The following is a 25273-nucleotide window of genomic DNA, read 5'->3' on the forward strand; positions in this document are numbered from 1 at the left end:
CATATTTTTAAAAATACAAAGAGTGGGTAATTACCCACTCTTTGTATTTTTAAAAATATGAAAGGATGATATTTTTCTTGAAATCGAAAGATATTAAAGAAAAATTAACTGATATTGTCGAGAAGGTATTATTAGATATGGATTTTGAGCTTTATGATTTGAATTACTTGAAGCAAGGCAAGAAATGGGTACTTAGGGTATTCATCGATAACGTTCACAAGCCCATTTCTCTTGATGATTGTGAATTAGTATCAAAAAAATTAAGTACTATTTTGGATTATTATGACATAATTCCTGAGAGTTTTTTACTTGAAGTATCATCTCCAGGAATTGAGAGGAAATTGAAAAAGGATTCGGATTTTAATAGGTTTAAAGGAGAAGAAATAATAGTAAGTTTTAAAAATCCGAATCTCAATCCAATTATTGGTATACTTGAAGGTATTGATAGTGAGGGCAGATATATTTTTGTTAATACTGGAAAATCAGAAGAAAAGGTAAACCGAAATGATATAAAAGAAGTAAGAATACATTTCAGGTTTAAGGGAGATAAACAATGAAAATTGATTTGCACGTTCTAGAACAGTTAGAAAAAGAAAAGGGCGTTTCACTGTCTGCTATGATATCTGCTTTGGAATCAGCTCTTTTAGCTTCATATAAAAAATATTATCCGTCAAAGAACGTTACCTTGAAAATAGTTCCTGATAGTGGGCTTTTAGAAATTGTAGTCAAAAAAACTGTGGTAGATAAAGTCAATAACATTTTTGATGAAATATCGCTTACTCAGGCTCGTGAGATTTATCCTGATGTTAGTATAGGTGACACAATAGAAGTGCAGGTAGATCCTAAGAATTTTGGAAGAATTGCTGCATTAACGGCAAAGCAAGTTTGGCAGCAAAAAATAAAAGAGGCTGAGAGAAATGCTGTTTATGAGGAATTTAAAGATAGAGTTTTTGGTGTTATATCTGGTAAGATTTTAAGGCAAGAAGGGAAAAATTGGATTGTTCAACTTGGAAGAGGTGAGGGAATACTTCCTCAAAAAGAAACTGTCTATCAAGATAGATATGCTATAAACGAAAGATATGTTTTCTATGTTTTGTCGGTTAAAAAATTAAAAAAGGATGTCGAAATAATACTTTCAAGGAGCCATCCAAATTTAGTCAAAAGATTGTTTGAGCTTGAGTCGGCGGAAATCAGGTCAGGAGTTGTTGAAATAGTTTCTATAGCAAGAGATCCAGGTAGTAGAACAAAGATTGCTGTTTTATCAAGAGATGCTTATGTTGACCCACTGGGAGTTTGTCTTGGATTAAGAAATTCAAGAATTCAAAATGTTACAAGAGAGCTTAGGGGTGAGAAGATCGACGTAATCTTATACAATCCAGAGCCAAAAATTTATATTGCGAGTGCACTTGCCCCTGCTAAAGTTAAAAGAGTTGAAATTCTTGATCAAGCCAAGAAGGAGTCAAGAGTATATGTAGATAAGTCTCAGCTTTCTCTTGCTATTGGAAAAGATGCGCAAAATGTAAGGTTAGCACATAAATTAACTGGTTATAAAATTGATATTAAGATAGAAGAGTAATAATATGCTTAAAGAACACAGGAAATGTATTTTTTGTGGGAAAATTCTTCCAAAAAGTGATATGCTTAGGATAGCAAGGCTTAAAAATAAAAATGTGATTATAGATTATGATAAAAAAGGAGCTGGAAGAGGCTGTTATATTTGTTTTTCTTGTATATACAGTTGTAATTTTAAGAATAAAGGAGTCATTGCAAAGTCGCTTAAAACAAATATTGATATAAAGATCTATAATGAAATTGAAAGATATATTAAAAGTTTATCAATAAAAGGTCAAGGAGGTGAGCATTGATTGAAGAGAATATATGAATTGGCAAAGGAATTGGGTATCTCATCAAAAAGGACAATTCAAATACTTTCTGAATTGGGAGTTAGTGTTAAGTCCTCTTTGTCTTCTGTGGGTGAAGAAGAGGAGTTTATGGTTAGATCTACAATTGAAGCCGAAACCAAAAGTAAGATTCCTGAAGAAGATAAGAAAGTTGAAGTTAGCGATAAAGCTTTGCAAAAGGAAAACGCTGTTGAAGTTGCCGTAAAGGAGTCGCCCCAAGTTACTGTGCAAGAAGATATTGTCCAAGAAGAAAAACCTAAGTCAGAAGAAGAAATTAAAGTTGAGGAAAAGAAGGTTTTGTACATTTATGAGGGGATGACTCCAAGGGAAATTGCGCAAAGGATTAATGTTAAAGAGAGCGAAGTTATAAAAAAGTTAATAAAGCTTAAAACACTTGCGACAATAAATCAAGCTTTAAATTTAAGTCTTATTGAACATATAGCAAGAGAATTTGGTTATGAACCAAAATTAAAAGAAGAGGAATCTTTAACTTTTGAAGAAAAAGAAGTTGAAGACGAAGCTGATCTTAAACCTAGACCACCTATTGTTACAGTTATGGGACATGTAGATCACGGTAAGACGACTCTTTTAGATAAGATTCAAAAGACAAAGATTGCAGCTAAAGAATTTCATGGTATAACCCAAAAAATTGGTGCATATCAAGTTGAGGTAAATGGCAAAAAGATTACGTTTATTGATACTCCTGGTCATGAAGCATTTACAGCTATGAGGGCTAGGGGTGCAAACGTTACTGATATAGTAATTCTAGTTGTAGCTGCTGATGATGGAGTAAAACCACAAACTATTGAGGCAATTCAACATGCTAAAGCTGCTGGAGTTCAAATAATAGTAGCTATTAACAAGATTGATAAACCTGGAGCACAACCAGAAAAGATAATGCAACAGTTAACTGAGTATGGTCTAATTCCTGAAGAATGGGGTGGGAAAACAATTTTTGTTAAAGTATCAGCAAAAACAGGAGAAGGTATAGATGAACTACTAGAAATGACATTATTATTGGCAGAATTAATGGAATATAAAGCAAACCCAAAAGCCTTAGCAAGAGGCTTGGTTTTGGAAGCAAAGCTTGATAAGAACAGGGGTCCTGTAGCGAGCGTTCTTATTCAAAGGGGTACTTTGAAAGTTGGAGATTATGTTTGTGTAGGAGCTGCTAGTGGAAGGGTAAGAGCGCTAATTAATGATAGGGGTAAAAGGTTAAAGGAAGCAGGCCCCTCAACGCCTGTAGAGATTCTAGGAATTAATATGGTTCCTGAGGCAGGGGATAGTTTAATTGCTGTAAGAACAGATAGAGAAGCAAAGTTAATGGCTGAAAAAATGCTTAATAAGAAAAAGGAGTTACAAATACAAAGGATGAAAAAGCCTACACTATCGTGTTTTGCCCAAGGAATAGATCCATCTGAGGTAAGAGAGTTAAAACTTATTTTAAAAGCTGATTCCCAGGGATCTTTAGAGGCTATCCTTACTTCGTTATCAAAAATTAGAGAAGAAAACGTGACAATAAATATTTTATCATCGGGAACAGGTGGTATCTCTGAATCTGATGTGATGCTTGCTTGTGCTTCCCAAGCTATTATTATTGGTTTTAATGTTAGACCATCAAGCTCAGCTTTTAGACTAGCTTCTGAGGAAGGTATCGATATCAGAACTTATAGGGTTATATATGATCTTATTGAGGATATCTCAAAAGCTATTAAGGGTTTATTGCCTCCGAAATATGAAGAGACAATACTTGGAAGAGCTGAGGTTAGACAAACTTTTAAAGTTCCTAAGATAGGGCTGGTTGCTGGTTGTTATGTTATTGATGGAAAGGTTACTAGAGATGCAAAGGTGAGAGTTTTAAGGGATAATGTGATTATACATGAAGGAGAGTTGTCGTCTTTAAAAAGATTTAAGGATGATGTGAAAGAGGTAAATCAAGGTTATGAATGTGGAATTTCTATAAAAGACTTCCAAGACATAAAGGAAAGGGATATATTTGAAATATATAAGTTGGTAGAGGTAACCTGTTAGTTTTTTACGTAAGATTTTTCTTTATAAAAATTTAACTATATAGGTGTTTGAAATTAAAAAATTTAAAAACTTTATTTTACAAATCTTATGATAAGAACTTGTTTAATTGAATTTGAACTTTATTTTCCATATATTGTTAGCATAAAGGAACATAGAAAAATTATGCAAGCAATTATTTCAAACATAAGAAAACAAAATATAAGTGCACTTGAAATTTTAAACAAAAATATAAGATCAAGTACCTTGTATTTATCGGCAGTAAAGGAAAGTGAAAATGATATACATAAACTATATGATTATTATGTTAACTTTTTTCTCGATAGACCTGATATCAGGCTTATTTCATATAATCTTGAGATATATTAACTTTTTGTCCTTATTTCAAATGGGAGGCTAAAAACAAAATGAATATAAAGGCCGAAAGACTAAAGGAAACAATTAAAAAAGAACTAGCCCTTTTAATATATGAACTTAAAGATGTAAGAATAAAGAGTATGGTTTCTATTATGGAGTTGGAGATGTCAAGTGATCATAAAAATATAAAGGTGTGGGTAAGCATTTACGGAGATGAAAAGTCCAAAGATGAAACTCTAAAAGGTCTTGTTTCTGCATCAAGATTTTTACGAGGAGAACTAGCAAGAAGAATTGGATTAAAATATGCTCCGCAAATACTCTTTGCAATAGACAATTCTCTTGAAAAAGGGGATAAGATATTTGAAATTCTGAGAAAGATTGAACACTGAATAGGAGAAATATTTTGACTAAAATACCCGATAAAATATTGGAGTTATTAAATAATAGCGCTTCATTTGATATTTTTACACATTTGGAACCTGATGGTGATGCTATTGGTTCTAGCCTTGCTTTATATTATTTCTTAAAATCAATAGAAAAAGACGTAAGATTTATAAAGCCTTATAAAACTCCTAGTAGCGTAATGAGCTTTCCGGGGATGGAAAACTTATATACCGTAGAAAGTTTCGATTTTTCAAGAGTTGCAATATTGCTTGATGCATCTTCGTTAAAGAGAATAGGAAAGCCATACGAAAATATCTTCCCAAAATATAAAAATTCTTTTATAGTTGACCACCATCACGGGCCTTATTTTGATACTAATATATATGTTGATACTACTGCAAGTGCTACTGCTGTTCTAGTTTTTAATATTATGAGTAAAATGAAACACAAAATAGATGATCTGGTAGCTACATATTTGTATCTTGCTCTGCATTATGATACTGGTGGGTTCTATTATACAAACACAAATAGAGAATGTTTAGAAATAGCTGCTAAATTGATTGAACATGGTGCTGATGTGAGTCTTGTGATGAAATATTATGAAAGAGATGCAAATAGTATTGCAAAGATGGGTTTTTTGCTATCTAAAGTTAAGGCTTCAGGGGGCATTTCGTGGCTGCCTATTTCCTACGATGATTTTATAAATTTGTCTCTAGAACCTGATATTACAAAGGGCCTTATCGAGTGGTTGAGAAGGATAAAGGACTGCAAAGTCTCAATAGTCTTTAGAGAAGATGAGCCGGGTAAGGTTAAGATAAGTTTTAGAGGAAAAAATACAGGAATGCTCAATGTTATAGCTGAACACTTTGGTGGCGGTGGCCATCCAGAGGCAGCTGGAGCTGTTGTCAATGGAAAGTTTGATGATGTTGTTGATTTAGTTTTACGTTATACAAAGAAAGAGGTTTTTGGTGATTAGTGGATTTTTAAATGTCTTTAAAGATCTCTATAAAAGTTCAGCAGAAGTTGTTGAGATGATAAAGAGAACGTTCAAAGATGCATTTGGCGTTGATGTAAAAATTGGTCATTTAGGAACGCTTGATCCGTGTGCAGTAGGTGTTTTACCTGTTGCGTTGGGAAAGGCTACAAGGCTCTGTGAATTTATTGAAAAAAATGATAAGAAATACCTTTTTGAACTCACATTGGGGTTCAAGACAGCTACTGGAGACCAAGAGGGTAAAGTATTAGATGTTCGGTCTGTCCCTTTCATTTCTGATCATTTGATTACGTCTGTTTGTACTAGTTTGACTGGTTGTTATCTCCAAAAGGTTCCCTCCTATTCTGCAGCAAAGGTTGATGGCAAGAGATTTTATGAATTAGCAAGAGCAAATCGGGAAGTTCCTGAAAGGTATAAGGAGGTAAATATTAAAGAACTTAAATTTATAAAGCGAAATAAAAATTCACTCTGGTTTGAGGTTACTTGTTCTTCGGGAACTTATATTAGGACTTTGTGTGAGGACATTTCTACAAAACTTGGAACTATTGGAACAATGACGTTTTTGCTAAGAGAGGCTTCGGGAAATTTTCATATTAAAGAGAGCATAAGCATCACAAAATTAATGGATTTAATTGTGAAGAGAGAGTACTTCAAAGTTATTATTCCTGTTAACAAGGTACTTAATCATATACCGGTTGTAATTTTGAATTATGAAAATTCAAAAAAATTTGTAGATGGTCAAGAGATTTGGATTAAAAAAGATTTTGGTAACTTTGAAATTTTAAGAGTATTCTCTATTTGTGGGACTTTTTTGGGTTTGGCTGAAAGATCTAAGGGTGAGAAAAAAATTTGGAAACCTAATAAGGTGATAGTTATATGATAAGAGGAATTTATAGAAAAACAGATAAAAATGGGGAAAGATTTCTAACTATTGGAACGTTTGACGGAGTACATTTAGGACATCAGTTGCTATTTAAACAACTTAAAAATAAAAGGAGAAATGACGAAGATATAATTAGTGTTGTAACCTTTGAACCACATCCAAGGATTTTCTTTAAAAATGTAGAGAATTTATCACTTATCACTATTATTGAAGAAAGAATAAGACTTTTGCTGGAGTTCGTTGATGAGGTAATAGTTCTGAAGTTTGATGAAAAACTTTCCAAACTTTCTCCTGAAGAGTTTATTAGTTTTCTGTGCAACGGCTTCAAAATTAATACTATTGTTGAAGGTGAAAACTTTCACTTTGGGCACGGAAAGGGCGGGGACGTTGCTCTCTTAAGAAAGTTAGGAAAAAGCTTTGGTTTTGATGTAGATATTGCCAATTTATATATATTTAACGGTTTGCCGATTTCAAGTTCAAGGATTAGAAGGCTTATAATATCTGGAAAAATTGAAGAAGCGAATAAGCTGCTAGGTTGGGATTTTTTTGTTTCTGGTGAAGTAATTCATGGTGATCGTATAGGCACCTTCTTAGGTTTTCCTACAGCTAATCTGAGGCTCCCTGAATATAAAATTATTCCTCAGTCCGGGGTATATGCGGCTGAAGTAGAAATATCAGGAAAAAGATATCTAGGAGCTTTAAATATTGGTGTTAAGCCAACTGTTGGAGGGAAAAAGAGAAGTGTAGAAGTGCACGTGATAGATTTTGAGGGAGATTTGTACCAAGAGGTTATTACAGTCAAATTTAAATACAAAATTAGAGATGAAATTAAATTTGATTCAATTATCGCACTTAAAAAGCAAATAAGAGCGGACATAGATAATATAAAAGCAAATTATGAAATGAATTTATAAAATTCCTTGTAAGTTTTTTTGATATTTTTTTGTTTATCTCATGTCTTTATTTTATAAGATCGGGTCTTAGTTTGGAGGCTTCGTATAGGAAAATGTGTTTTATCTTGTCTTTGGTTTTTTTACTGTAGCATTGTAAAAGTATTCTTATGCACATTTTTGGTGCGTTATCAACGGTTGCTTCTACAGTTCCAAAAACTGGGGTGGTTGAAAATCTTTCTCTTACGAATTTTCCTGCGAACTCAGAATGGATATCTTGAGTTACTGATATAAAAAAGTTAACCATGTCCTCTTCTTTTACTTCATTTTCGTCAACCATTTTGTTAATTAGTTCAATAACCTTTTTCTTTATTTCTTCAGGACTATCTTTTAATAAGGTGGTAGCTCCTCGAATTGCTAACAATCTTGAATTCTTCTCGCACTCATCCATAACTAAACTCCCCTTTTTTTTAAAAATTTTTTTAATGATAATTTAAAATACAACATTTTGTCTTATAATAAAGTATCATAAAAAAATATGGAGATGATGAAGTTGAGTACAATTATATTAAACGGAAAAGAAGTAGCCAATCAATGGGAAAAAGAAATTATTTCAAAAGTGCAAGATTTAAAAGCAAAAGGAATAAGCGTTTGTCTTGCTGTAGCGAGATTTAATGACGATGAAGCATCAAAAGTTTATGTCAAGAAAAAGGTTGCTATGTGTGAAAAGTTAGGTATTAAACCTATTCTTATAGAAGAGGAAGGATTAGATCAGGTAGAAATAGAAAAGAGAGTTTCCTCTTTAAATCAGAACAAAGAGGTAAATGGAATAATAGTACAGCTTCCATTGCCAAGGGGTATTGATAAAGAAAGGGTTTTATCCTTAATTAGTCCTGAAAAGGATGTTGATGGCCTTAACGTTTTTTCTTGTGGTTTGCTATATAAAAATCTTCCAGGATTGAGACCATGTACTCCTAGTGGGATAGTACGATTATTAAAAGAGTACAAAATCGATCTTGTGGGCAAAAGGGTTGTAATTCTAGGGAGAAGCCAGCTTGTAGGTTTGCCTATCTTTTTGATGCTTTTACATGAAAATGCTACCCCAACTATTGTACATTCTAAAACCAAAGATCTTAAAAACATATGCAAGGAGGCAGATATATTAATTGTCGCCACTGGAAAGGCCAAGATGATAAACAGAGAATATGTAAAGAAAGGTGCAGTAGTAGTTGACGTAGGAATATCTAGGTTGGATGGAAAGATTGTCGGAGACGTTGACTTCGACGATGTTTTTGATGTAGCAGGATATCTTACTCCTGTACCAGGTGGAGTAGGACCTCTTACTATAATGTCTTTGATGAGCAATGTAATTAAGGCTGCCTCAATTCAATCAGGAATAAAAGATGACCTTGTTTAGGAAGGATCTTGCAGAAGTAAAACCATACAGGCCAGTAGAGGTTGAAGGTGCAATTAGGCTTGATAGAAATGAAAGTCCGTTTGAATTGCCTTTAAAGGTTAAAGAAGAGATTATAGCTAACTTTTACGAACTGAAGTTAAATTACTATCCAGATGCATGGTGCAGTCCTGTCAAAAAGGCATTTAGTCAGTATATTGGTAAAATTAATCCTGAAGAAGTTACTGTGGGAAATGGTTGTGACGAGGTAATTCAAAATGTGATTATGGCATTTGCTTTAAATAATGGTCCGGTTCTTTCTTTTTCTCCAACTTTTCCTACTTACAAAATAGCTTCGAGAAATTTAGGAATTGAATATATAGAAATTCCTTTAAATGAAGATTTTTCGATGCCAATTGAAAAGACTGTTAGTTGTTTAAAAGAGAGAAGACCTGCGGTAGTTATTATTTGTAACCCAAATAATCCTACGGGAAATTGTTTTCCAGATGAATATATAGAAAAAATTGTTAATAGTACATCTGGAATAGTCTTGATCGATGAAGTTTATTGTGAATTTAGCAAAAGGAGTTTTGTTGATAAATTTAGATCTTATCAAAATGTTTTAATTTTAAGAACCCTTTCTAAGGCCTTTTCAGGCGCAGGCATCAGGATGGGTTTTGCTTTTGGGGACAAGTTGCTTATTGATGAGGTTGAAAAGGTGAGATTGCCTTATTTATTATCTCACTTTTCACAGATAGCAGGAAGCATAATATTACAAAATAGCAATCTTTTTCTTCAAAACATTGAAGCAATTAACATAGAAATAAGAAGAATATACGATGGTTTGACAAAGATGGGTATTAAAGTATATCCTACAGAAGCTAATTTTTTGCTGGCAAACTTTAATAAACCTACTAAAAATATTGTTGAGAAGCTTAAAGATAGGAAGATTTTAGTCAGGTATTTTCCTTATTTGCCTAATTTTATTAGAATTTCTGCTGGGAAGAGTTCTGATACGGATATCTTTTTAAGGGAGTTGAATGACATATTAAATGAGTGATTTTATAGTTTTTGATATAGATGGAGTTTTAATACAAACTAACGGTTCTTTTGTTGAATCAACAATTAAAACTTTTGAATTTATTAGAAATATGTTTAACAAACCTGCAAAATGCACTATTGATCATATAAGCTTCTTGAAATCTTTGGGTGGCTTTAACAACGATTGGGATTTAACTTACGCTCTTTTAGCAATTAGCTGGGATTATGAATTTTTTAATGATATAGAGTTTTTGACAATCTTGAAAAATTATTTTAGATTTAATAAAAATCTTCCAGAAATAGAAGTGGATTATGAATTTGTTAAGAGGATATTCCAAGAATACTATCTGGGAGAAAAACTTTTTTACGAGATATATTTGGAAAGACCAAGATATATCTTTTTTAAGGGGTTTATTTATCAAGAAAAACCATTGATTAATTTTTGTAACTATTCTATAGATAGAGAAAAAATAGGGATTTATTCTGGAAGATGTTATAAAGAGGCTGAGGTCGCTTTAAGGGCTGTTAATCTAATCCCTTTAAAAGAATTTTATTTTACTGATGATAGTGGTTATAAGAAACCTGATCCTACCCCCTTACAGAAGATGTTTGTTATTAACAAGTGCTCAAAAATGACTTATGTTGGGGATACCTTAGATGATCTCGAATTGGTTATAAAGGCACGAGAGATAGGTTTACCTGTAGAATTTGCTGGAGTTCAAACTGGCACTTATTCAAATCAACTTAGTGACAAAATAAGAAACTTTTCCTTTGCTAAAATGTTTAGGGATGTAAGAGAATATTTAGATAGCTTTATTTATAGTATATAAAAGAGAGGTAGGTCTTCTTAATGAGTGATGAAAATGATTTTAAAAAAACAATTAGAACCTCAGTTGTAAAACGAAAGACGTATGAAACCGATATTGAAGTAGAAATAAATCTTGATGGTACAGGGAAAAATTCAATACGTACTGAGATTGGTTTTTTTGATCACATGCTTTGTACCTTTTCAAAACACTCTGGTATTGATATAAAGCTAAATTGCAGCGGAGACCTTAATGTGGATTATCATCACAGTGTTGAAGATGTAGGGATTGTTATTGGAGAAGCTTTATTTAAGGCTTTAGGAGATAAAACAGGTATAAAGAGATTTTCTAACGTAATTTTGCCAATGGACGATGCTTTAATTTTGTGTGCTATTGATATTTCGGGGAGACCTTATTTTTCATATAATGTTGACTTCGATTCCAAAACCATAGGCAAGTTTGAAACAGAGCTTGTAGAAGTTTTTTTTAATTCTCTAACAATGAATCTAAAAGCAAATCTTCACATGGTAAAAATATATGGGTTCAACAGCCACCACATAGCTGAAGCCTGCTTTAAATCTTTTGCCCTTTGTTTAAAGGATGCCATATCTTTAACAAATGTTGGGTCAATTCCATCGGTTAAGGGGTGTATTTGATGATAGGTGTTTTGTGTTACAAAGGAGGAGGGAATCTAGGCAGTGTATTTAAGGCAATCAATTATCTTGGTTATGATTTCAAAGAGGTTTGGAATCCAGAAGAATTAAAAAAGGTTGATGCATTAATTTTTCCTGGACAGGGTTCTTTTACACAAGCAAATACGTCTCTTAAGGGGGCTAATTTGTGGGAACCAATAAGGGAGTTTATATATTTAGGAAAACCATTTTTTGGGATTTGCTTAGGGTTGCAATTACTCTTTGATCATTCTGATGAGTATGGGTTTACAGAGGGATTAAAGATTATTTCTGGAAAAGTTGTAGAATTTCAAGAAGATTTAATAAAGCCACATCTCGGATGGAATCAAGTTTTTAATATTTCAGATTTTAAATTTTTTAAAGATATACCAGATGCTTCTTCTTTTTATTTTGTTCATTCTTATTATCCAGAGGTATATGATCTTTCCTGTAAGAAGGGGTTTGCTGAGTATGGTGACAGAAGCTTTGTATGTGTTATCGAAAAAGAAAATATATTTGCTTGTCAATTTCATCCTGAAAAGAGTGGACGTTGGGGGCTGAAACTTTTAGAAAATTTTCTAAATTCGATATAGACTCAAAAATTATAAAATAATTAATGATTGTGTATTTTACAATTTTAGTTAAGTTAGTAAAATTTTTAAATTATTATTGATGGAGGTTAAATGTTTGAAATAATACCTGCAATTGACATATATCAAGGCAATGTTGTTAGACTTTATCAAGGTGACTTTAACAAGGTTAAAGTCTATGGAAATCCTGAAGAATATCTTGATAGGTTAAAATCTTTTTGCATTAATTTTGTTCATATAATCGACCTAGAAGCATCTAAGATTGGTAAATTTACTGCTTTTAATGTTTTAGAGATGGCAAAGTCAAAAAATTTCGTCGTTCAATGGGGAGGTGGTGTAAGAAAATACGAAGATGTTAAAAATTTGGTTGAGTTGGGGGCTGATAGGATAATTGTTGGGACAGTTGCTTTTACAGATGAAGAGGCACTCGACAAAATATTAAGGGACTTTGGGAACAAAATCCTTATTTCTTTAGATTTCAGAGATTCGAAACTTTGTTTTCATGGCTGGACGTCATCAATTTCTTTAGAATTAAAAGATTTACAAAATAAGTTCTTGAATAGAAATAATTTAGGTTTTTTAGTTACTGATATAAATAAAGATGGGACACTTTCTAGCCCTTCAGTTGAATTGTTTGAGAGTATTAGGAACATTTTTCCAAAGCACAAGCTAATTGGTGCTGGCGGCATATCAAAGAGGGAACACGTTCAGACTCTTGAAAGCATTGGTTTTAATGGTGCGGTAATAGGAAAGGCATGGTTAGAGGGGCATATTAAATTTTTGAATGGGAAGGTAATTTAATTATGTGCGGTATATTTGGAATTCTTTGCCCAACTAAAAGGGATGTTGCAAAGCATACGTACTTTGCTTTGTATTCTTTGCAACATAGAGGGCAAGAAAGTTGTGGGATAGCTGCAACTGATGGCACAAGCTTAATGATACAGCGTTCTATGGGCTTGGTATCGTCTGCTTTCTCTGAAAGGGAATTACAAGAATTGTATGGTTTTGCAGCACTTGGTCATGTTAGGTATTCTACTACTGGAAGACCAAATATAGAAAATGCTCAACCTCTTAAAATGAGATATAAGGGTGGTACATTTGCTTTGGCACATAACGGAAACATTGTGAACATAAAAGAGTTAAGAGAACAGGTTTCTAGTTTGGGTATTTTGCCATATACATCGTCTGATACTGAGCTTATGGGTCATATAATAGCAAGAAACTTTAAAAACGATTTTAAATCTACACTTTCTGAAGTATGCAATGGGTTTATCGGAGCATATTCTTTGGTATTCTTGACTGAAGAAGAAATATATGCTATCAGAGACCCCTGGGGGTTTAGACCACTTTGTTTGGGCTCTTATGAAGATGGATATGTTGTATCATCTGAAACTTGTGCCTTTGATATTATAGGGGCAAAGTTTATAAAAGAGATTGGACCAGGAGAGATGGTAAGAATTCATAAAAATGGTTATGAAACACAGCAAGTATTGGAACCAAAAGGTAATTTCTTGTGTTCCTTTGAATATATATATTTTGCAAGACCTGATTCTGTAGTGTCAGGCAAAAGATTATATGAGGTTAGAAAAAAATTTGGTGAGCTTTTAGCAGAAGAAGCACCAGTTAATGCGGATATAGTTGTCAGCATTCCTGATAGCGGTACTCCCGCTGCTATAGGTTTTGCTCAAAGATGTAAAATACCTTTTAATGAGGTGTTTATAAAAAATAGATACGTAGGAAGAACCTTTATTCAACCTACAAAAGAACTGAGAGAAAGAGGTGTAAGACTAAAATTAAATCCTATTCCTGAGTTGGTTAAAGGAAAAAGAGTTGTTGTAGTGGACGATTCGATTGTTCGAGGTACAACTAGCAAAGAGATTGTTAAAATGCTTTGGGAATGTTCTCCTAGTGAAATTCATTTTAGGGTAAGTTCTCCGATGGTTACACACCCATGTTTTTATGGTATTGATACTGCATCAAGAGGTGAGCTTTTGGCGAGTAGAATGGATGTTGGACAAATTAGAGAATTTCTTGGGGTAAATAGCCTTGCCTACCTTTCAAGAGAAAAAACTATTGAGGCTATTGGTATTGATTATCCTTGTTTAGCTTGTTTTGGCGCTGATTATCCAACTTACATACCAAGTGAAGAAATAAGGGAGAAATATGCACTTGAAAAGGACGAAAGGTAATAATATTGCCTTTCTTAATATATAGAAATTAATAACCGCTAAGCAGAAAGAAGGTGTAGTATGCAAAAAAAAGAATTTACATATGAGGAATCTGGAGTTAGTATCGAAAGTGCAAACAAGTTTGTAAATGAAATAAAAAAGATAACCAATAAAGCCTTTGGATCATTTTCTGAAAGTTTAGGTGACGGTTTTGCAGGCTTTTACCCGCTTGATAACTTTGGTTCTGATTTCATTTTGCTATCGTCATGTGATGGAGTAGGAACTAAAGTTTTGATCGCAAAGAAGGCAAATATGTGGAGTGGTATAGGTCAGGATCTAGTGGCTATGAACGTTAACGATATACTTGTGCATGGCGGAAAACCATTATTTTTTTTAGATTATATTGCCTGTTCAAAATTAGATTCTAAAATTGCATTAGAAATTGTTTCATCTATAGTTGAAGCTCTAAAACCTACAGGGTGTGTTTTGCTAGGTGGTGAAACAGCTGAGATGCCAGATCTTTATAAAAAGGGCGATTGGGATCTTTCAGGTTTTATTGTGGGGGCAGTAAAGAGAACATCTCTCTTACCAAAAAATATTAAAAGCGGAAACATTTTAATAGGATTATCTTCTAATGGTGTTCACAGTAATGGTTTTTCCCTTATAAGAAAAATTATTAAAGATTATAAAGTTAATATACTAAAAGTTACTACTCCAGAAGGAATTAGTTTAGCTGAAGAGCTTTTAAAGCCTACTAAAGTTTATTATTCAGATGTTTATCCTTTTATTGAGAAGGGTTTGATTAATGGTATAGCTCACATTACAGGAGGTGGTATAGAGGGAAACCTTATTAGAATTTTGCCTAAAAATGTTAAGGCTGTAATAAAAAGAGATTTTGATGTGCCCTGGATTTTTAAGTGGATATCAGATCATGGTGTAAGTGAAAACGAGATGTATAAAGTTTTTAATATGGGAATAGGAATGATATTAATTGTTAATCCTTCAAATGTTGATGAAATTTTGAGATCTTTAGGTTTGAGTGCTAAAGTAATTGGAAAGATCGTTCCCTCTGAGGAGAGGAGAGTTGAATTTGAATAAATTAAAGGTTGGAGTCTTGGCTTCAGGTAGAGGATCAAATTTTAAAGCTATTGTTCAAAAGGTAGACAATGCAAGAGTAGAGGTATTGATAGTTGATAATCCTGACGCGAGGGCTATAGCTATAGCTAAGGAATTCGATATTCCTTGCAAGGTCGTGGATAGAAAAAAATTTGATGACAAATTTAGCTTTGAACGTGAAATAATTAATATTTTAGAATTATATAAGGTTGAGTTAATTGCCTTGGCAGGTTTTATGAGAATATTGAGTTCAAATTTTGTGGAACATTTTAAGTGGAAGATAATGAACATACATCCATCACTTTTGCCTTCTTTTCCTGGGCTAAATGCTCAAAAGCAAGCACTTGATTATGGTGTAAAAGTTAGTGGCTGTACTGTTCATTTTGTAGATGCTGGAACTGATACAGGTCCAATAATTTTGCAATCTGTTGTACCTGTATTGGATGATGATGATCCAGAAACTCTTTCTGCAAGGATTTTAGAGGAGGAACACAAAATATATCCATTTGCTATTACGTTGTTTGCCCAGAACAGGTTAATAGTTGATGGGCGAAAGGTAAGGATTAAAGATGCGTAAAATATTTATAAAATGTATATTATTGTATAACTAAAATAATTAAGGAGGTACGATATGCGGAGGGCCTTAATAAGTGTTTATAATAAAAATGGTATTGAAGAGTTTGCAAAAGAATTAAATAAATTAGGATACGGTTTGCTTTCAACCGGTGGTACTGCAAAATATCTCAAATCTTTTGACTTTCCAGTTATTGAAGTTTCTGAGTATACTCACTTTCCGGAGATTTTAGGTGGCAGGGTAAAAACTCTACATCCAATTATATTTGGTGGTATTTTAGCTCAAAGAGATAATCCAAACCATATACAACAAATTAAAAATCTAGATACTATTGATATTGTTGTAGTAAATCTCTATCCGTTTTTGGAGACCTTGAATAGAGGAGCTTCAATAGAAGAAATAATTGAAATGATTGATGTTGGTGGTGTTGCTCTTATAAGGGCAGCAGCTAAAAATTATAAAGATGTCATAGTTTTAGTCGATCCTAATGATTATAAAAAAACTCTTGAGCTTTTGAGAAACAATACAATGACCCTTGAATATAAAAAATATCTTGCTGCAAAAGCATTCCAGCATACTGCTGCTTATGATTCTCATATAGCAGCATATCTTTCTGAGGATCTATTTCAAGAACAGTTTACCCTTACAGGTAAAAGGATCCAAAGTCTTAGATATGGGGAAAACCCCCATCAGAAAGCCTTTCTTTATAAAACTGAAGATGGATATCCACTTGATGCTGAGTTTTTAAGTGGCAAAGAACTTTCTTATAACAATATTGTAGATATAGATGCTGCTCTTCGCTTTCTTTATGATTTTATAGATGAAAAGGCTGTTGTAATAATAAAACACAATCAGGCATGTGGCTTTGCTGTGGCTGATGATCTTCTGACTGCTTATATTAAAGCATATGAAAGTGATAAGGAGTCGGCATTTGGTGGCATAGTAGCTATTAACGGAATTGTTGATGAAAGCTTGGCAAGAGAATTGTATAAAAATTTTTATGAAGTTATATATGCAAATGATTTTAGCGAGAAAGCGCTAGAAATCCTGCAAGAGAAGAGGAATCTTAGAATTTTAAAGGGTTCAACAAAAAGAACTAATTGGAGTTTTAATATAAAACAGGTTGGGGCAGGTTTTTTGCTTCAAACCGAGGACTCTTTAAAATTGGATAATTTGGACGTAGTAACAGATGTAAAACCAGACGAAAAGGACATGAGAGATTTAATCTTTGCGTGGAAATTGTGTAAAAACTTTAAGTCTAATGCAATTGTGCTTGTTAAAGATGGTCAATTAGTAGGAGCAGGTGCTGGTCAAACGAGCAGAGTAATGTCGGTAAGGATTGCTAAAATGAGAGCACAAGATAGATCGGTTGGGTCTTGCCTTGCTTCTGATGGTTTTTTCCCTTTTAAAGATTCGGTAACTTTAGCTGGTGAATATGGTATTAAAGCAATAATCCAACCAGGTGGTTCAAGAAGGGATCAAGAAGTAATTGAAGAAGCAAACAGATTAGGAATACCAATGATATTTACTCATAGGAGACATTTTTATCATTAAAATGTGCTTTAAATACATACACAGGACATAAAAAAATATATCTTTTTTAATTAGGAGGTATTTGTGGGTTCGATTTTGATCATTGGTAGTGGTGCAAGAGAACATGCAATTGCCTGGAGGCTTAGCAAAGAAGGAAAAGATGTTTTTCTTTCTCCAGGTAATGGTGGCACCTCTTTAACTTGGATTAATAAAGTTCTTTCAAAGGAGGATATAGAATCTTTTTGTAGGGTTGTTGGTGTAGATCTTATAGTTGTTGGTCCCGAAAAACCGCTAACTGAAGGAATTTGTGATTTTTTGAGATCAAAGGGGTTTTTGGTTTTTGGTCCCAGCGCTGAAGCTGCAAGACTGGAGGGAAGTAAAGTTTTTGCTAAGTCCTTTATGAAAAGAAACAACCTTCCAACTGCAAACTTTGTTATATACGAAGAAGAAGAATCGTTAAAAAGGCATTTTAACGACTGTAAGTATCCAGTAGTTGTAAAGGCTGACGGACTTGCAGCTGGTAAAGGCGTAATAGTTGCTCATGAAAAGGAAGAAGCTATAAATGCTGTAAGTTTTCTTAAGAATAACTTTCCAGAAGCCTCTAAATATTTAATAGTAGAAGACTGCTTGGTTGGTAAAGAGCTTTCTGTCTTCGTGTTAATTAATGATAAGGGGTATGCATTTTTAGATAATGCGAGAGATTATAAAAGGTTAAATGACTTTGATGAAGGTCCAAATACAGGTGGAATGGGATCTTACTCTCCTGTTGACGATCTGATAGAGTTTCAGTTTAACAAGATTCAAAATGACATTATTGAGCCTACAATTAAAGCTTTAAGAAAAGAAAATATTTCTTATCAAGGAGTTCTATATTTTGGGTTAATGTTGACAAAGGAAGGACCTTCAATTTTAGAATTCAACTGTAGGTTTGGTGATCCAGAAGCCCAGGTACTTGTCCCAAGAATTCTTAATTTTTCTGAACTTTTATATGCTGTAGCGAAAAATGAAGAAATACCTAAACCAATAATTTCAAACAAAAAGGCACTTTCAGTTGTTCTAGCTGCAAAAGGATATCCTACTAAACCTGAAATAGGCAAAAAAATATATATAGATAAAAAAGTTTTTGAAGACGAAAACACAATAATTTTCTATGCGGGAGTGTCAAGAGATGGGAATGATCTCTTTACCTCTTCGGGGAGGGTTTTAAATGTAGTGGGTATGGGAAATACCTTTGAAGAGGCAAGAATTAAGGCTTATGACTCGATTAAATATATAAATTTTGAAGGTATGCACTTTAGGAGGGACATTGGATTATGATTTCTTTGGTAATTGGAAGTTATAATGATTATGAAACAATTATCCCCGCCATTAAAGAACTTAAAAGGTTTAACTTAAAATTTGAATTAGTTGTTAGTTCTGCTCATAGAAATACCGAAGAAACGATAGAATGGGCAAAAAAAGCCGAAAGTAGAGGAATTGAGGTTATCATTGCCTTTGCGGGTCTTGCTGCGCATCTTCCTGGAGTACTGGCTGCGGTAACTACATTACCTGTCATAGGAGTTCCGTTGGCTAATTCTCCAGTTTCAGGTATGGATTCGATGTTTTCTATTCTACAAATGCCATCAGGAGTACCAGTTGCAACTGTTGGAATAGGAAACGTTAAAAATGCAATTTATCTTGCTATGAGAATTTTATCTATTAAATATCCTGACATTAAAAGTAAGCTTTTGAAAAATTCTGAAGATATGAAGAAAAATATTCGTGAACAAAATAAAGTACTTCAAGAAAAGTTAAGGGATTTATAATTGCTTTTTTTAATAATGTTTTTTGATTTCTCGATTCATCTTTCTGAAGCTACTGCTTCTGCCCTGCGTTTAGCTGGTTTAAGAACGGGCAAAATTACCACTTCGCTTTCTTTTTATAATATAATTGCTCTGGTTTCAAGAATGTCAAATATGTTTCAAGCACCCCTTTTAGGAGTATTAGTTGATAGTGCTGTTATGACTGGCAATATTGATGGTTTGGGAAACAACTTTAGAGCTGTTATTTTTTGTGGTGCATTAGGAGATATTTTAGCAATAATGCTTTTGCCTTATTCTATAGTATTTTTTTCAAGGATAATTTTGTGGTTTGAAGAAACAGGATCTGTTCCATTAGCACTTCTTAAGCTTCTAAGTTTTAGAAATATAAAGCTGATTTTAAAAGAATTTTATAATGTGAAGTTCTTAAAAAAACCTGAAGATTTCGATTTCAAGGGGATTCCAAAGAGATTTATCTTTTTTAATATTATAGTTGTTGCAATATATACTGTTGGCGTTATGTCGTCTTTGTTTGCCGGGGCCCATCTTGCTGCTTATAGGGTGACAGCTACCCAGCTTTCAGGGATAGTAAATGGATTGGCTACTATATTGATGGCTTTTGTTGTTGATCCTACTGCTGCTTTGATTACTGATGATGCACTCCATAGAAGAAGGACATACAATAATGTTGAGTCGATGGTCTATTTACTGCTCTTTTCAAGAATTTTGGGTTCACTTTTTCTTTCTCAAATCATTTTTCTACCTGCAACTTGGTATATAATGAGTGTAACGCTATTTTTGCATAGATAATAAATTAATATTTCAGAGAGGAGATAATTTGTGATTAAGAGGGAAACAATACTTCATGTGGCTAATCTAGCAAGGTTAGAGCTAAAGGATGTAGAGGTAGATAGGCTAAAGGATGAGCTCGGCAAGATCCTAAACTATTTTACTAAATTAAACGATGTAAATACTGATAACATAGAGCCCACTTTTCATCCATTCCCAATAAATAACGTATACAGAGAAGATATTATTAAAGAATCCTTCCCAGTCGAAGAAGTATTATCTAATGCTCCTAATTGTACTTTGACCTACTTCTTAGTACCTAGGATTGTGGAGGAAAAGGATGGAAATTAAAGATTTTACGATTGGTTATCTTAAAAATGAATATAAAAAAAGGAACATTTCTCCAAAAGAAGTACTGGATTTTGTATTTAATAGAATAAGATTGTACAATTCGAAAATAAATTCTTTCATTACTTTAACTGAAGAGCACGCTTATAAATCGGTTGAATCTCTTAAGTTTGAAGAAGTCGATTTAAAACCACTTTGGGGGATACCTGTTGCTATTAAGGATAATATGTGTTTTAAGGGATTTAAAACCACCTGTAGCTCTAAAATACTTGAAAATTTTGTTCCTATCTATACTGCCACTGCGGTTCAAAGACTAATTGATGCTGGTGCAATAATAATAGGGAAGACCAATCTTGATGAGTTTGCTATGGGATCTTCAACCGAAAACTCTGCATTTTTTACTACCTCAAATCCATGGGATGTAGAGAGAGTTCCTGGAGGAAGTTCGGGTGGATCTGCAGCAGCTGTAGCGGCGAGATTAGTTCCTCTTGCTACAGGCTCAGATACTGGTGGTTCTATAAGACAGCCTGCCTCTTTTTGTGGTGTAGTTGGATTTAAGCCTACTTATGGTACTGTGTCTAGGTACGGGTTAGTAGCTTTTGCTTCTTCTCTTGATCAAATAGGACCATTTGCTACGAAAGTTAAGGATGCAGAAGTTGCATTTTCTGTTATGAGTGGAAAAGACGATATGGATTCTACTTCCCATCCATATGAATTTTCTCATGTGGATAAGAATATAAAAGAATATAGGATAGGAATTATAAAAGAACTTTATGAAACAAAGGGTTTTGATCCTGAAGTTTTAGATTCTTTGAACGACGTTATAGGACTTCTTAAAGCTGAAGGAGTAAAAGTTGATTTTTGTTCTCTCCCCCATCTAGAATATTCTTTGCCAGTTTATTATTTGGTGGCTACTTCTGAAGCGAGTTCAAATCTTGCACGGTTTGATGGAATAAGATACGGTTTAAGAGTTGAGGGTAAGGATGTTATTGAGACTTTTTCAAAAACAAGAGGACAGGGTTTTGGAAGCGAGGTAAAAAGAAGAATAATGTTAGGAACATATGCGCTTTCGAGTGGATATTATGATGCGTATTATTTGAAGGCATCAAAAGTGAGAACTCTTATTGTAAAAGACTTTGAAAGAGCGTTTAGAGAATTTGACTGTTTATTATGTCCCACTTCACCAACAACGGCTTTCAAAAAGGGAGATAAGACGAACGATCCTCTTTCAATGTATTTGTCTGATATTGCTACTATTCCTGTAAATCTTGCCGGTCTTCCAGGAATTTCTATTCCTTCTGGACTTGATAATAAAGGGCTTCCAATTGGTTTACAGATTATTGGTAGACCCTTTGAAGATAATGAGGTGTTAAACTTCGCTAATCAACTTGAGTCTATTATAAATTTTGAAGCTCAACCTCAATTGGGAGGTATATAAATTTATGAGTAAAACTAATGTTGTAATAGGTTTAGAGATTCATGCTCAGTTAAAAACTGAAACCAAGATGTTTTGTGGTTGCAGGACATCTTTTGGCGATAAGCCTAATACAAATGTTTGTCCCGTGTGCTTGGGCTTACCTGGTTCTTTGCCGGTTGCTAATAAAAAAGCAATTATTTTTACAATTATGAGTGGATTAGCACTTAACTGTGAAATTTCAAGATATTCGAAATTCGATAGAAAGCAGTACTTCTATCCCGACATGCCTAAAAATTATCAAATTTCTCAGTACGATTTACCTTTTTGCAGAAATGGATATCTTGAGTTCCTATGTGATGGTGAACTGAGGAAAGTGAGAATTCATAGAATTCATCTGGAAGAGGATACGGGTAAACTTGTTCATACAGGAGACATTATGGAGTCTGATCAGAGTATGGTTGATTATAATAGAGCTGGAACCCCTTTGATGGAAATTGTTACCGAACCTGATATATCCTCACCAAAAGAAGCTAAGGCTTTTATGTCTGAACTTAGAGACGTATTAAGATATCTTGGTGTTTCTGATGGTAATATGGAAGAAGGATCGATGCGTTGTGATGCTAATATTTCTTTAAAAAATCCTGATGGGACCTTTGGAACAAAGGTTGAAATAAAAAATATGAATTCTTTAAGATCTCTTGAAAGGGCTTTAGAGTTTGAGATTATCAGACAGTCAGAAATTTTAGATTCTGGTGGGATTGTAATTCAAGAAACTAGACACTTTGACGAGCGAGATGGAACGACTCATTCCTTGAGGACTAAAGAGGAAGCACATGACTATAGGTATTTTCCTGATCCAGATTTGCTGCCCTTTGTGGTTTCCGATGAAGAAATTAGAAATATTTCTAATAATATACCTGAACTTCCCTTAAAAAGGTATTTTAGATTTGTTAATGAATTTGGCATCAATAAAAATGATGCAAGCGTGCTTGTATCTGATTTTAAAATGGCTAATTTTTTCGACGATTGTGTAAAGTGTAATTGTTCTCCTAAAGAAGCTGTAAAGTGGATTTTAGGAGACTTAACTTATTTTTGGAACGAAAAAAAATTAGAACCTGATAGTAAAGTTTTTGAACCGTCATATTTAAAAGAATTGCTCGATTTGATTGACTCAAACCTAATAAGTATTAGACAAGCTAAGGAAGTTGTTGAAAAGGTATTTGAAATGCATGAATCCCCAAAGAAAATTACAGAAAAACTTGGCATTAAACAGATTTCAGACGAAGGATTTTTAATTGATGCTGCTAAAAAGGTGATTGAAAACAATCCAAAAGCTGTTCAAGACTTTTTTAAAGGAAAGAAAAATGCTGTTGGTTTTTTAGTTGGTCAGCTTATGAAGGAAACCAAAGGAAAAGCTTCTCCAGAGATATCTAATAAAATTATTAACGATATATTGAACGACTTAAAGGGAAGGGAAAGCTAAAAGTGTCCTATAAGAAAGTATTTCTTAATAATGCAGCTGTTACAAAGCGCATCAAAGATATTTATTCGAGAAGTAATCTTGAGATATCTGGGAATTGATTGGGGAATTAGTCATCTTGGATTAAGTATAAGCGATCCTAATGAGAAGTTTGTTTTTCCAATTGGTTCAATTACAAGAACTAGGTGGGAAGAAGATTTGGCTAAAATAAGACAGATAATAAAGGAAAAGGATGTAGGGGCGATAGTTCTTGGTAATCCACTGAGGACTGATGTTGTTTCTGCTTCACCTAAGTCAATTCAGAGAGTTAAAAGAAAGTTAGAAAGTTTGGGAGTTGATGTGATTCTCTTTGATGAAAGATATTCTTCTAAGGAAGCCCTAAAAATTCAAGAAATTTTAGGCAAAAAAGATAAAAGTAAAGTTCATGAGATTGCTAGCTCAATTATACTAAAGTCCTTTTTAGAGCACAAAGCTAATACTAAAAAAACAGTCAATGACAGCTAAATAATTTATGGATTTAATAAAGTCGATATTATTTTCACCTGATAAATGCAACAAGTGCGGCAAGTGTTCTGTAGCCTGCGATAAGGGAGTAATTTATCTTAATGGTTTATTTAGACCGATATTTGCTAATTTATCAAGATGCGATGCCTGTATGAAATGTGAGAGTGTTTGTGAAAACAATGCAATTGAGGTTACATTCTATTGAAAAAAAAATTTAAAAAAATTTTAATTTCTGCCCCATTTGGCCGATCGGGTAAAACGTCCTTCTCAATAGGTTTGACTCGTGCTCTCTCAAGAAAGGGGTACATAGTTCAAACTTTTAAAAAGGGTCCTGACTTTATTGATCCTAGCTGGCTTTCTATGTCTTCTGGAAGGCCATGTAGAAATTTAGATTTGTTCATGATGGATAAGGAAACAATTTTATGTTCCTTTGTTAGAAATTCTTCTGATGTGGATATATCAATAGTAGAAGGTGCGATGGGACTTTATGATGGAATTGACTATTTGGGTACTGGTTCAACTGCTGAGATTGCAAAGATAATAGATAGTCCTATTATTTTTGTTTTGCCTGTTCAAAGAATAACTAGAAGCTGTGCTGCACTTGTTAAAGGATACGTTGAGTTTGATAGAGAGATAGGGATAAAGGGTATCATATTAAATAAAATTGCGAGAGAAAGACAAAAGAACTTAATTATCAGTGCTTTAAAACATTATAACTTGCCAGAAGTCTTAGCTTCTTTTCCTAAAGATGACAAAAGATTATCTATTCCAGATAGACATTTAGGACTGATTCCGGCCAAAGAAAGGTTAGAATTAAGTTCTGTAATTGATAGATTTGCTGATGCTGTAGATGAGTATATGAATTGGGATTTGTTTTTCGATATAATTAAAGAGTCCTCAGATTTAAACAGCGAATTTAAAAACAAGTCCTTTGAATTTGAATTTTTATCAAGTATTAAAATTGGTATTTTGCAGGATGTATCATTTTCTTTCTATTATCCTGAAGTATTTGATTTTTTGAGAATGTCAGGTGCAAAAATAGAAATTATAAATTCTTTGTCAGATAATTGTCTTCCAGATATAGATGTGCTTTATATTGGTGGTGGTTTTCCTGAAGTTTTTGCTAAAGATCTAGAAAGAAATCACTCGTTAAGGATGTCTATAAAAGAATTTGGCGAAAATAATAATCCAATTTATGCTGAATGTGGTGGATTGATGTACTTGTCTGATTTTATTGAAGTTGATGACAATAAATATAATATGGTTGGACTCTTACCATTTGGTATTCATATGGAGAAAAAACCTGTAGGGCATGGTTATGAAGAGGTTGAGGTATTTGATGAGAATCCTTTTTTCCCAAAAGGAACAAGAATTAGAGGACATGAATTTCACCATAGTAGCGTTTCGATAAATAGAAATGCTGATATTAGGTTTTCTATGAAAGTTATTAGGGGCAATGGTATATTAAATAAACTTGATGGAGTAATATATAAAAGGGTTATGGCATCATATCTTCACATTCATCCATTGGGTTTCAAAGATTTTATAGCTAATTTGCTAAAGTCTGCACATATTTCTAAATAGAGTAAAGTTAAATATTATAGATA

The 25273-nt window shown here is 33.4% G+C and carries 29 protein-coding genes; 28 read left to right on the forward strand and 1 reads right to left on the reverse strand.

Features of this window, described 5'->3' with window-relative positions:
* The first annotated feature begins 77 nt into the window (after positions 1–77).
* The 9 genes from ACWIUX_RS01220 to ACWIUX_RS01260 all read left to right on the forward strand — a co-directional run bounded on the left by ACWIUX_RS01220 (position 78) and on the right by ACWIUX_RS01260 (position 7461).
* Positions 78–557 (forward strand): ribosome maturation factor RimP, encoded by a 480-nt coding sequence (locus ACWIUX_RS01220; protein WP_448588900.1) that lies wholly within the window; start codon positions 78–80, stop codon positions 555–557.
* Complete coding sequence (nusA, locus tag ACWIUX_RS01225; RefSeq protein ID WP_448588901.1) at positions 554–1576, forward strand: transcription termination factor NusA; 1023 nt, start codon at positions 554–556, stop codon at positions 1574–1576. The genes ACWIUX_RS01220 and nusA overlap by 4 nt, the downstream gene beginning before the upstream one ends.
* A 4-nt stretch (positions 1577–1580) precedes the next feature.
* A complete protein-coding gene (locus ACWIUX_RS01230) occupies positions 1581–1865 on the forward strand; it encodes a YlxR family protein (protein WP_448588902.1) in 285 nt (94 codons plus the stop codon).
* Positions 1866–3932 carry a translation initiation factor IF-2 gene (gene infB, locus ACWIUX_RS01235; protein WP_448588903.1) on the forward strand — a complete coding sequence of 689 codons (2067 nt, stop codon included), beginning with the start codon at positions 1866–1868 and terminating at the stop codon, positions 3930–3932.
* An 87-nt stretch (positions 3933–4019) separates the two neighbouring features.
* Positions 4020–4298 carry a DUF503 family protein gene (locus ACWIUX_RS01240; protein WP_448588904.1) on the forward strand — a complete coding sequence of 93 codons (279 nt, stop codon included), beginning with the start codon at positions 4020–4022 and terminating at the stop codon, positions 4296–4298.
* Between the two features lie 38 nt (positions 4299–4336).
* Entirely contained in the window at positions 4337–4675 is a 339-nt protein-coding gene (gene rbfA, locus ACWIUX_RS01245) for a 30S ribosome-binding factor RbfA (RefSeq protein WP_448588905.1), read from the forward strand.
* A 14-nt stretch (positions 4676–4689) separates the two neighbouring features.
* Complete coding sequence (locus tag ACWIUX_RS01250) at positions 4690–5646, forward strand: DHH family phosphoesterase (protein WP_448588906.1); 957 nt, start codon at positions 4690–4692, stop codon at positions 5644–5646.
* A complete protein-coding gene (gene truB / locus ACWIUX_RS01255) occupies positions 5639–6544 on the forward strand; it encodes a tRNA pseudouridine(55) synthase TruB (RefSeq protein WP_448588907.1) in 906 nt (301 codons plus the stop codon). The genes ACWIUX_RS01250 and truB overlap by 8 nt, the downstream gene beginning before the upstream one ends.
* Positions 6541–7461, forward strand: coding sequence for a bifunctional riboflavin kinase/FAD synthetase (locus tag ACWIUX_RS01260; protein WP_448588908.1), 921 nt, complete (start codon positions 6541–6543; stop codon positions 7459–7461). The genes truB and ACWIUX_RS01260 overlap by 4 nt, the downstream gene beginning before the upstream one ends.
* Positions 7462–7507: 46 nt before the next feature.
* On the opposite strand, the gene aroH is transcribed toward ACWIUX_RS01260, so the two are convergent.
* Positions 7508–7888, reverse strand: coding sequence for a chorismate mutase (gene aroH, locus ACWIUX_RS01265; RefSeq protein ID WP_448588909.1), 381 nt, complete (start codon positions 7886–7888; stop codon positions 7508–7510).
* A gap of 102 nt (positions 7889–7990) precedes the next feature.
* Here aroH and ACWIUX_RS01270 point away from each other — a divergent pair, with 102 nt between their 5' ends.
* From ACWIUX_RS01270 to ACWIUX_RS01360, 19 genes are all read left to right on the forward strand, one after another.
* On the forward strand, positions 7991–8854 hold the full coding sequence (locus ACWIUX_RS01270) for a bifunctional 5,10-methylenetetrahydrofolate dehydrogenase/5,10-methenyltetrahydrofolate cyclohydrolase (RefSeq protein WP_448588910.1): 864 nt from the start codon (positions 7991–7993) through the stop codon (positions 8852–8854).
* Complete coding sequence (gene hisC / locus ACWIUX_RS01275) at positions 8841–9890, forward strand: histidinol-phosphate transaminase (protein ID WP_448588911.1); 1050 nt, start codon at positions 8841–8843, stop codon at positions 9888–9890. Before ACWIUX_RS01270 ends, hisC begins: the two co-directional genes overlap by 14 nt.
* Positions 9883–10701, forward strand: a complete 819-nt coding sequence (locus ACWIUX_RS01280; RefSeq protein WP_448588912.1) for an HAD family hydrolase — start codon at positions 9883–9885, stop codon at positions 10699–10701. Before hisC ends, ACWIUX_RS01280 begins: the two co-directional genes overlap by 8 nt.
* A gap of 50 nt (positions 10702–10751) precedes the next feature.
* Positions 10752–11333 (forward strand): imidazoleglycerol-phosphate dehydratase HisB, encoded by a 582-nt coding sequence (hisB, locus tag ACWIUX_RS01285; protein ID WP_448588937.1) that lies wholly within the window; start codon positions 10752–10754, stop codon positions 11331–11333.
* The gene (hisH, locus tag ACWIUX_RS01290; protein WP_448588913.1) at positions 11333–11941 is read left to right on the forward strand and encodes an imidazole glycerol phosphate synthase subunit HisH; all 609 of its coding nucleotides are present in this window, start codon (positions 11333–11335) and stop codon (positions 11939–11941) included. The genes hisB and hisH overlap by 1 nt, the downstream gene beginning before the upstream one ends.
* A gap of 90 nt (positions 11942–12031) precedes the next feature.
* Entirely contained in the window at positions 12032–12739 is a 708-nt protein-coding gene (locus ACWIUX_RS01295; RefSeq protein WP_448588914.1) for a 1-(5-phosphoribosyl)-5-[(5-phosphoribosylamino)methylideneamino]imidazole-4-carboxamide isomerase, read from the forward strand.
* 2 nt (positions 12740–12741) lie between these two features.
* Positions 12742–14127: an amidophosphoribosyltransferase gene (gene purF / locus ACWIUX_RS01300; protein ID WP_448588915.1), complete on the forward strand. Its 1386-nt coding sequence runs from the start codon at positions 12742–12744 to the stop codon at positions 14125–14127.
* A gap of 60 nt (positions 14128–14187) precedes the next feature.
* The gene (purM, locus tag ACWIUX_RS01305) at positions 14188–15204 is read left to right on the forward strand and encodes a phosphoribosylformylglycinamidine cyclo-ligase (RefSeq protein WP_448588916.1); all 1017 of its coding nucleotides are present in this window, start codon (positions 14188–14190) and stop codon (positions 15202–15204) included.
* Positions 15197–15799 (forward strand): phosphoribosylglycinamide formyltransferase, encoded by a 603-nt coding sequence (gene purN, locus ACWIUX_RS01310; protein ID WP_448588917.1) that lies wholly within the window; start codon positions 15197–15199, stop codon positions 15797–15799. Before purM ends, purN begins: the two co-directional genes overlap by 8 nt.
* A gap of 54 nt (positions 15800–15853) precedes the next feature.
* Positions 15854–17350 carry a bifunctional phosphoribosylaminoimidazolecarboxamide formyltransferase/IMP cyclohydrolase gene (gene purH / locus ACWIUX_RS01315; RefSeq protein ID WP_448588918.1) on the forward strand — a complete coding sequence of 499 codons (1497 nt, stop codon included), beginning with the start codon at positions 15854–15856 and terminating at the stop codon, positions 17348–17350.
* Positions 17351–17413: 63 nt separating this feature from the next.
* Positions 17414–18646, forward strand: coding sequence for a phosphoribosylamine--glycine ligase (gene purD, locus ACWIUX_RS01320; RefSeq protein ID WP_448588919.1), 1233 nt, complete (start codon positions 17414–17416; stop codon positions 18644–18646).
* Positions 18643–19134 carry a 5-(carboxyamino)imidazole ribonucleotide mutase gene (purE, locus tag ACWIUX_RS01325; protein WP_448588920.1) on the forward strand — a complete coding sequence of 164 codons (492 nt, stop codon included), beginning with the start codon at positions 18643–18645 and terminating at the stop codon, positions 19132–19134. Before purD ends, purE begins: the two co-directional genes overlap by 4 nt.
* Positions 19135–19938, forward strand: coding sequence for a lipid II flippase family protein (locus tag ACWIUX_RS01330; protein WP_448588921.1), 804 nt, complete (start codon positions 19135–19137; stop codon positions 19936–19938).
* Positions 19939–19968: 30 nt separating this feature from the next.
* A complete protein-coding gene (gene gatC, locus ACWIUX_RS01335; RefSeq protein WP_448588922.1) occupies positions 19969–20268 on the forward strand; it encodes an Asp-tRNA(Asn)/Glu-tRNA(Gln) amidotransferase subunit GatC in 300 nt (99 codons plus the stop codon).
* On the forward strand, positions 20258–21703 hold the full coding sequence (gatA, locus tag ACWIUX_RS01340; RefSeq protein ID WP_448588923.1) for an Asp-tRNA(Asn)/Glu-tRNA(Gln) amidotransferase subunit GatA: 1446 nt from the start codon (positions 20258–20260) through the stop codon (positions 21701–21703). Before gatC ends, gatA begins: the two co-directional genes overlap by 11 nt.
* A 4-nt stretch (positions 21704–21707) precedes the next feature.
* Positions 21708–23165 (forward strand): Asp-tRNA(Asn)/Glu-tRNA(Gln) amidotransferase subunit GatB, encoded by a 1458-nt coding sequence (gatB, locus tag ACWIUX_RS01345; protein ID WP_448588924.1) that lies wholly within the window; start codon positions 21708–21710, stop codon positions 23163–23165.
* Between the two features lie 30 nt (positions 23166–23195).
* Positions 23196–23666, forward strand: a complete 471-nt coding sequence (gene ruvX, locus ACWIUX_RS01350) for a Holliday junction resolvase RuvX (RefSeq protein ID WP_448588925.1) — start codon at positions 23196–23198, stop codon at positions 23664–23666.
* Positions 23667–23673: 7 nt separating this feature from the next.
* On the forward strand, positions 23674–23871 hold the full coding sequence (locus ACWIUX_RS01355; protein ID WP_448588926.1) for an ATP-binding protein: 198 nt from the start codon (positions 23674–23676) through the stop codon (positions 23869–23871).
* Complete coding sequence (locus tag ACWIUX_RS01360; protein ID WP_448588927.1) at positions 23868–25250, forward strand: cobyrinate a,c-diamide synthase; 1383 nt, start codon at positions 23868–23870, stop codon at positions 25248–25250. The genes ACWIUX_RS01355 and ACWIUX_RS01360 overlap by 4 nt, the downstream gene beginning before the upstream one ends.
* The last annotated feature ends 23 nt before the right edge of the window (positions 25251–25273 follow it).

This window comes from Thermodesulfobium sp. (genome assembly GCF_053498235.1).

Bases quoted from the DNA above. Each gene is read 5' to 3' on its own strand.
- ACWIUX_RS01230 (WP_448588902.1), top strand. From the start codon at position 1,581: ATGCTTAAAGAACACAGGAAATGTATTTTTTGTGGGAAAATTCTTCCA.
- purF (WP_448588915.1), top strand. From the start codon at position 12,742: ATGTGCGGTATATTTGGAATTCTTTGCCCAACTAAAAGGGATGTTGCA.
- gatA (WP_448588923.1), top strand. From the start codon at position 20,258: ATGGAAATTAAAGATTTTACGATTGGTTATCTTAAAAATGAATATAAA.
- ACWIUX_RS01295 (WP_448588914.1), top strand. From the start codon at position 12,032: ATGTTTGAAATAATACCTGCAATTGACATATATCAAGGCAATGTTGTT.
- purE (WP_448588920.1), top strand. From the start codon at position 18,643: ATGATTTCTTTGGTAATTGGAAGTTATAATGATTATGAAACAATTATC.
- ACWIUX_RS01355 (WP_448588926.1), top strand. From the start codon at position 23,674: ATGGATTTAATAAAGTCGATATTATTTTCACCTGATAAATGCAACAAG.
- ruvX (WP_448588925.1), top strand. From the start codon at position 23,196: ATGCAGCTGTTACAAAGCGCATCAAAGATATTTATTCGAGAAGTAATC.
- hisH (WP_448588913.1), top strand. From the start codon at position 11,333: ATGATAGGTGTTTTGTGTTACAAAGGAGGAGGGAATCTAGGCAGTGTA.
- ACWIUX_RS01280 (WP_448588912.1), top strand. From the start codon at position 9,883: ATGAGTGATTTTATAGTTTTTGATATAGATGGAGTTTTAATACAAACT.
- ACWIUX_RS01260 (WP_448588908.1), top strand. From the start codon at position 6,541: ATGATAAGAGGAATTTATAGAAAAACAGATAAAAATGGGGAAAGATTT.
- aroH (WP_448588909.1), bottom strand. From the start codon at position 7,888: ATGGATGAGTGCGAGAAGAATTCAAGATTGTTAGCAATTCGAGGAGCT.
- hisC (WP_448588911.1), top strand. From the start codon at position 8,841: ATGACCTTGTTTAGGAAGGATCTTGCAGAAGTAAAACCATACAGGCCA.
- ACWIUX_RS01240 (WP_448588904.1), top strand. From the start codon at position 4,020: ATGATAAGAACTTGTTTAATTGAATTTGAACTTTATTTTCCATATATT.
- purM (WP_448588916.1), top strand. From the start codon at position 14,188: ATGCAAAAAAAAGAATTTACATATGAGGAATCTGGAGTTAGTATCGAA.
- rbfA (WP_448588905.1), top strand. From the start codon at position 4,337: ATGAATATAAAGGCCGAAAGACTAAAGGAAACAATTAAAAAAGAACTA.
- gatB (WP_448588924.1), top strand. From the start codon at position 21,708: ATGAGTAAAACTAATGTTGTAATAGGTTTAGAGATTCATGCTCAGTTA.
- nusA (WP_448588901.1), top strand. From the start codon at position 554: ATGAAAATTGATTTGCACGTTCTAGAACAGTTAGAAAAAGAAAAGGGC.
- purH (WP_448588918.1), top strand. From the start codon at position 15,854: ATGCGGAGGGCCTTAATAAGTGTTTATAATAAAAATGGTATTGAAGAG.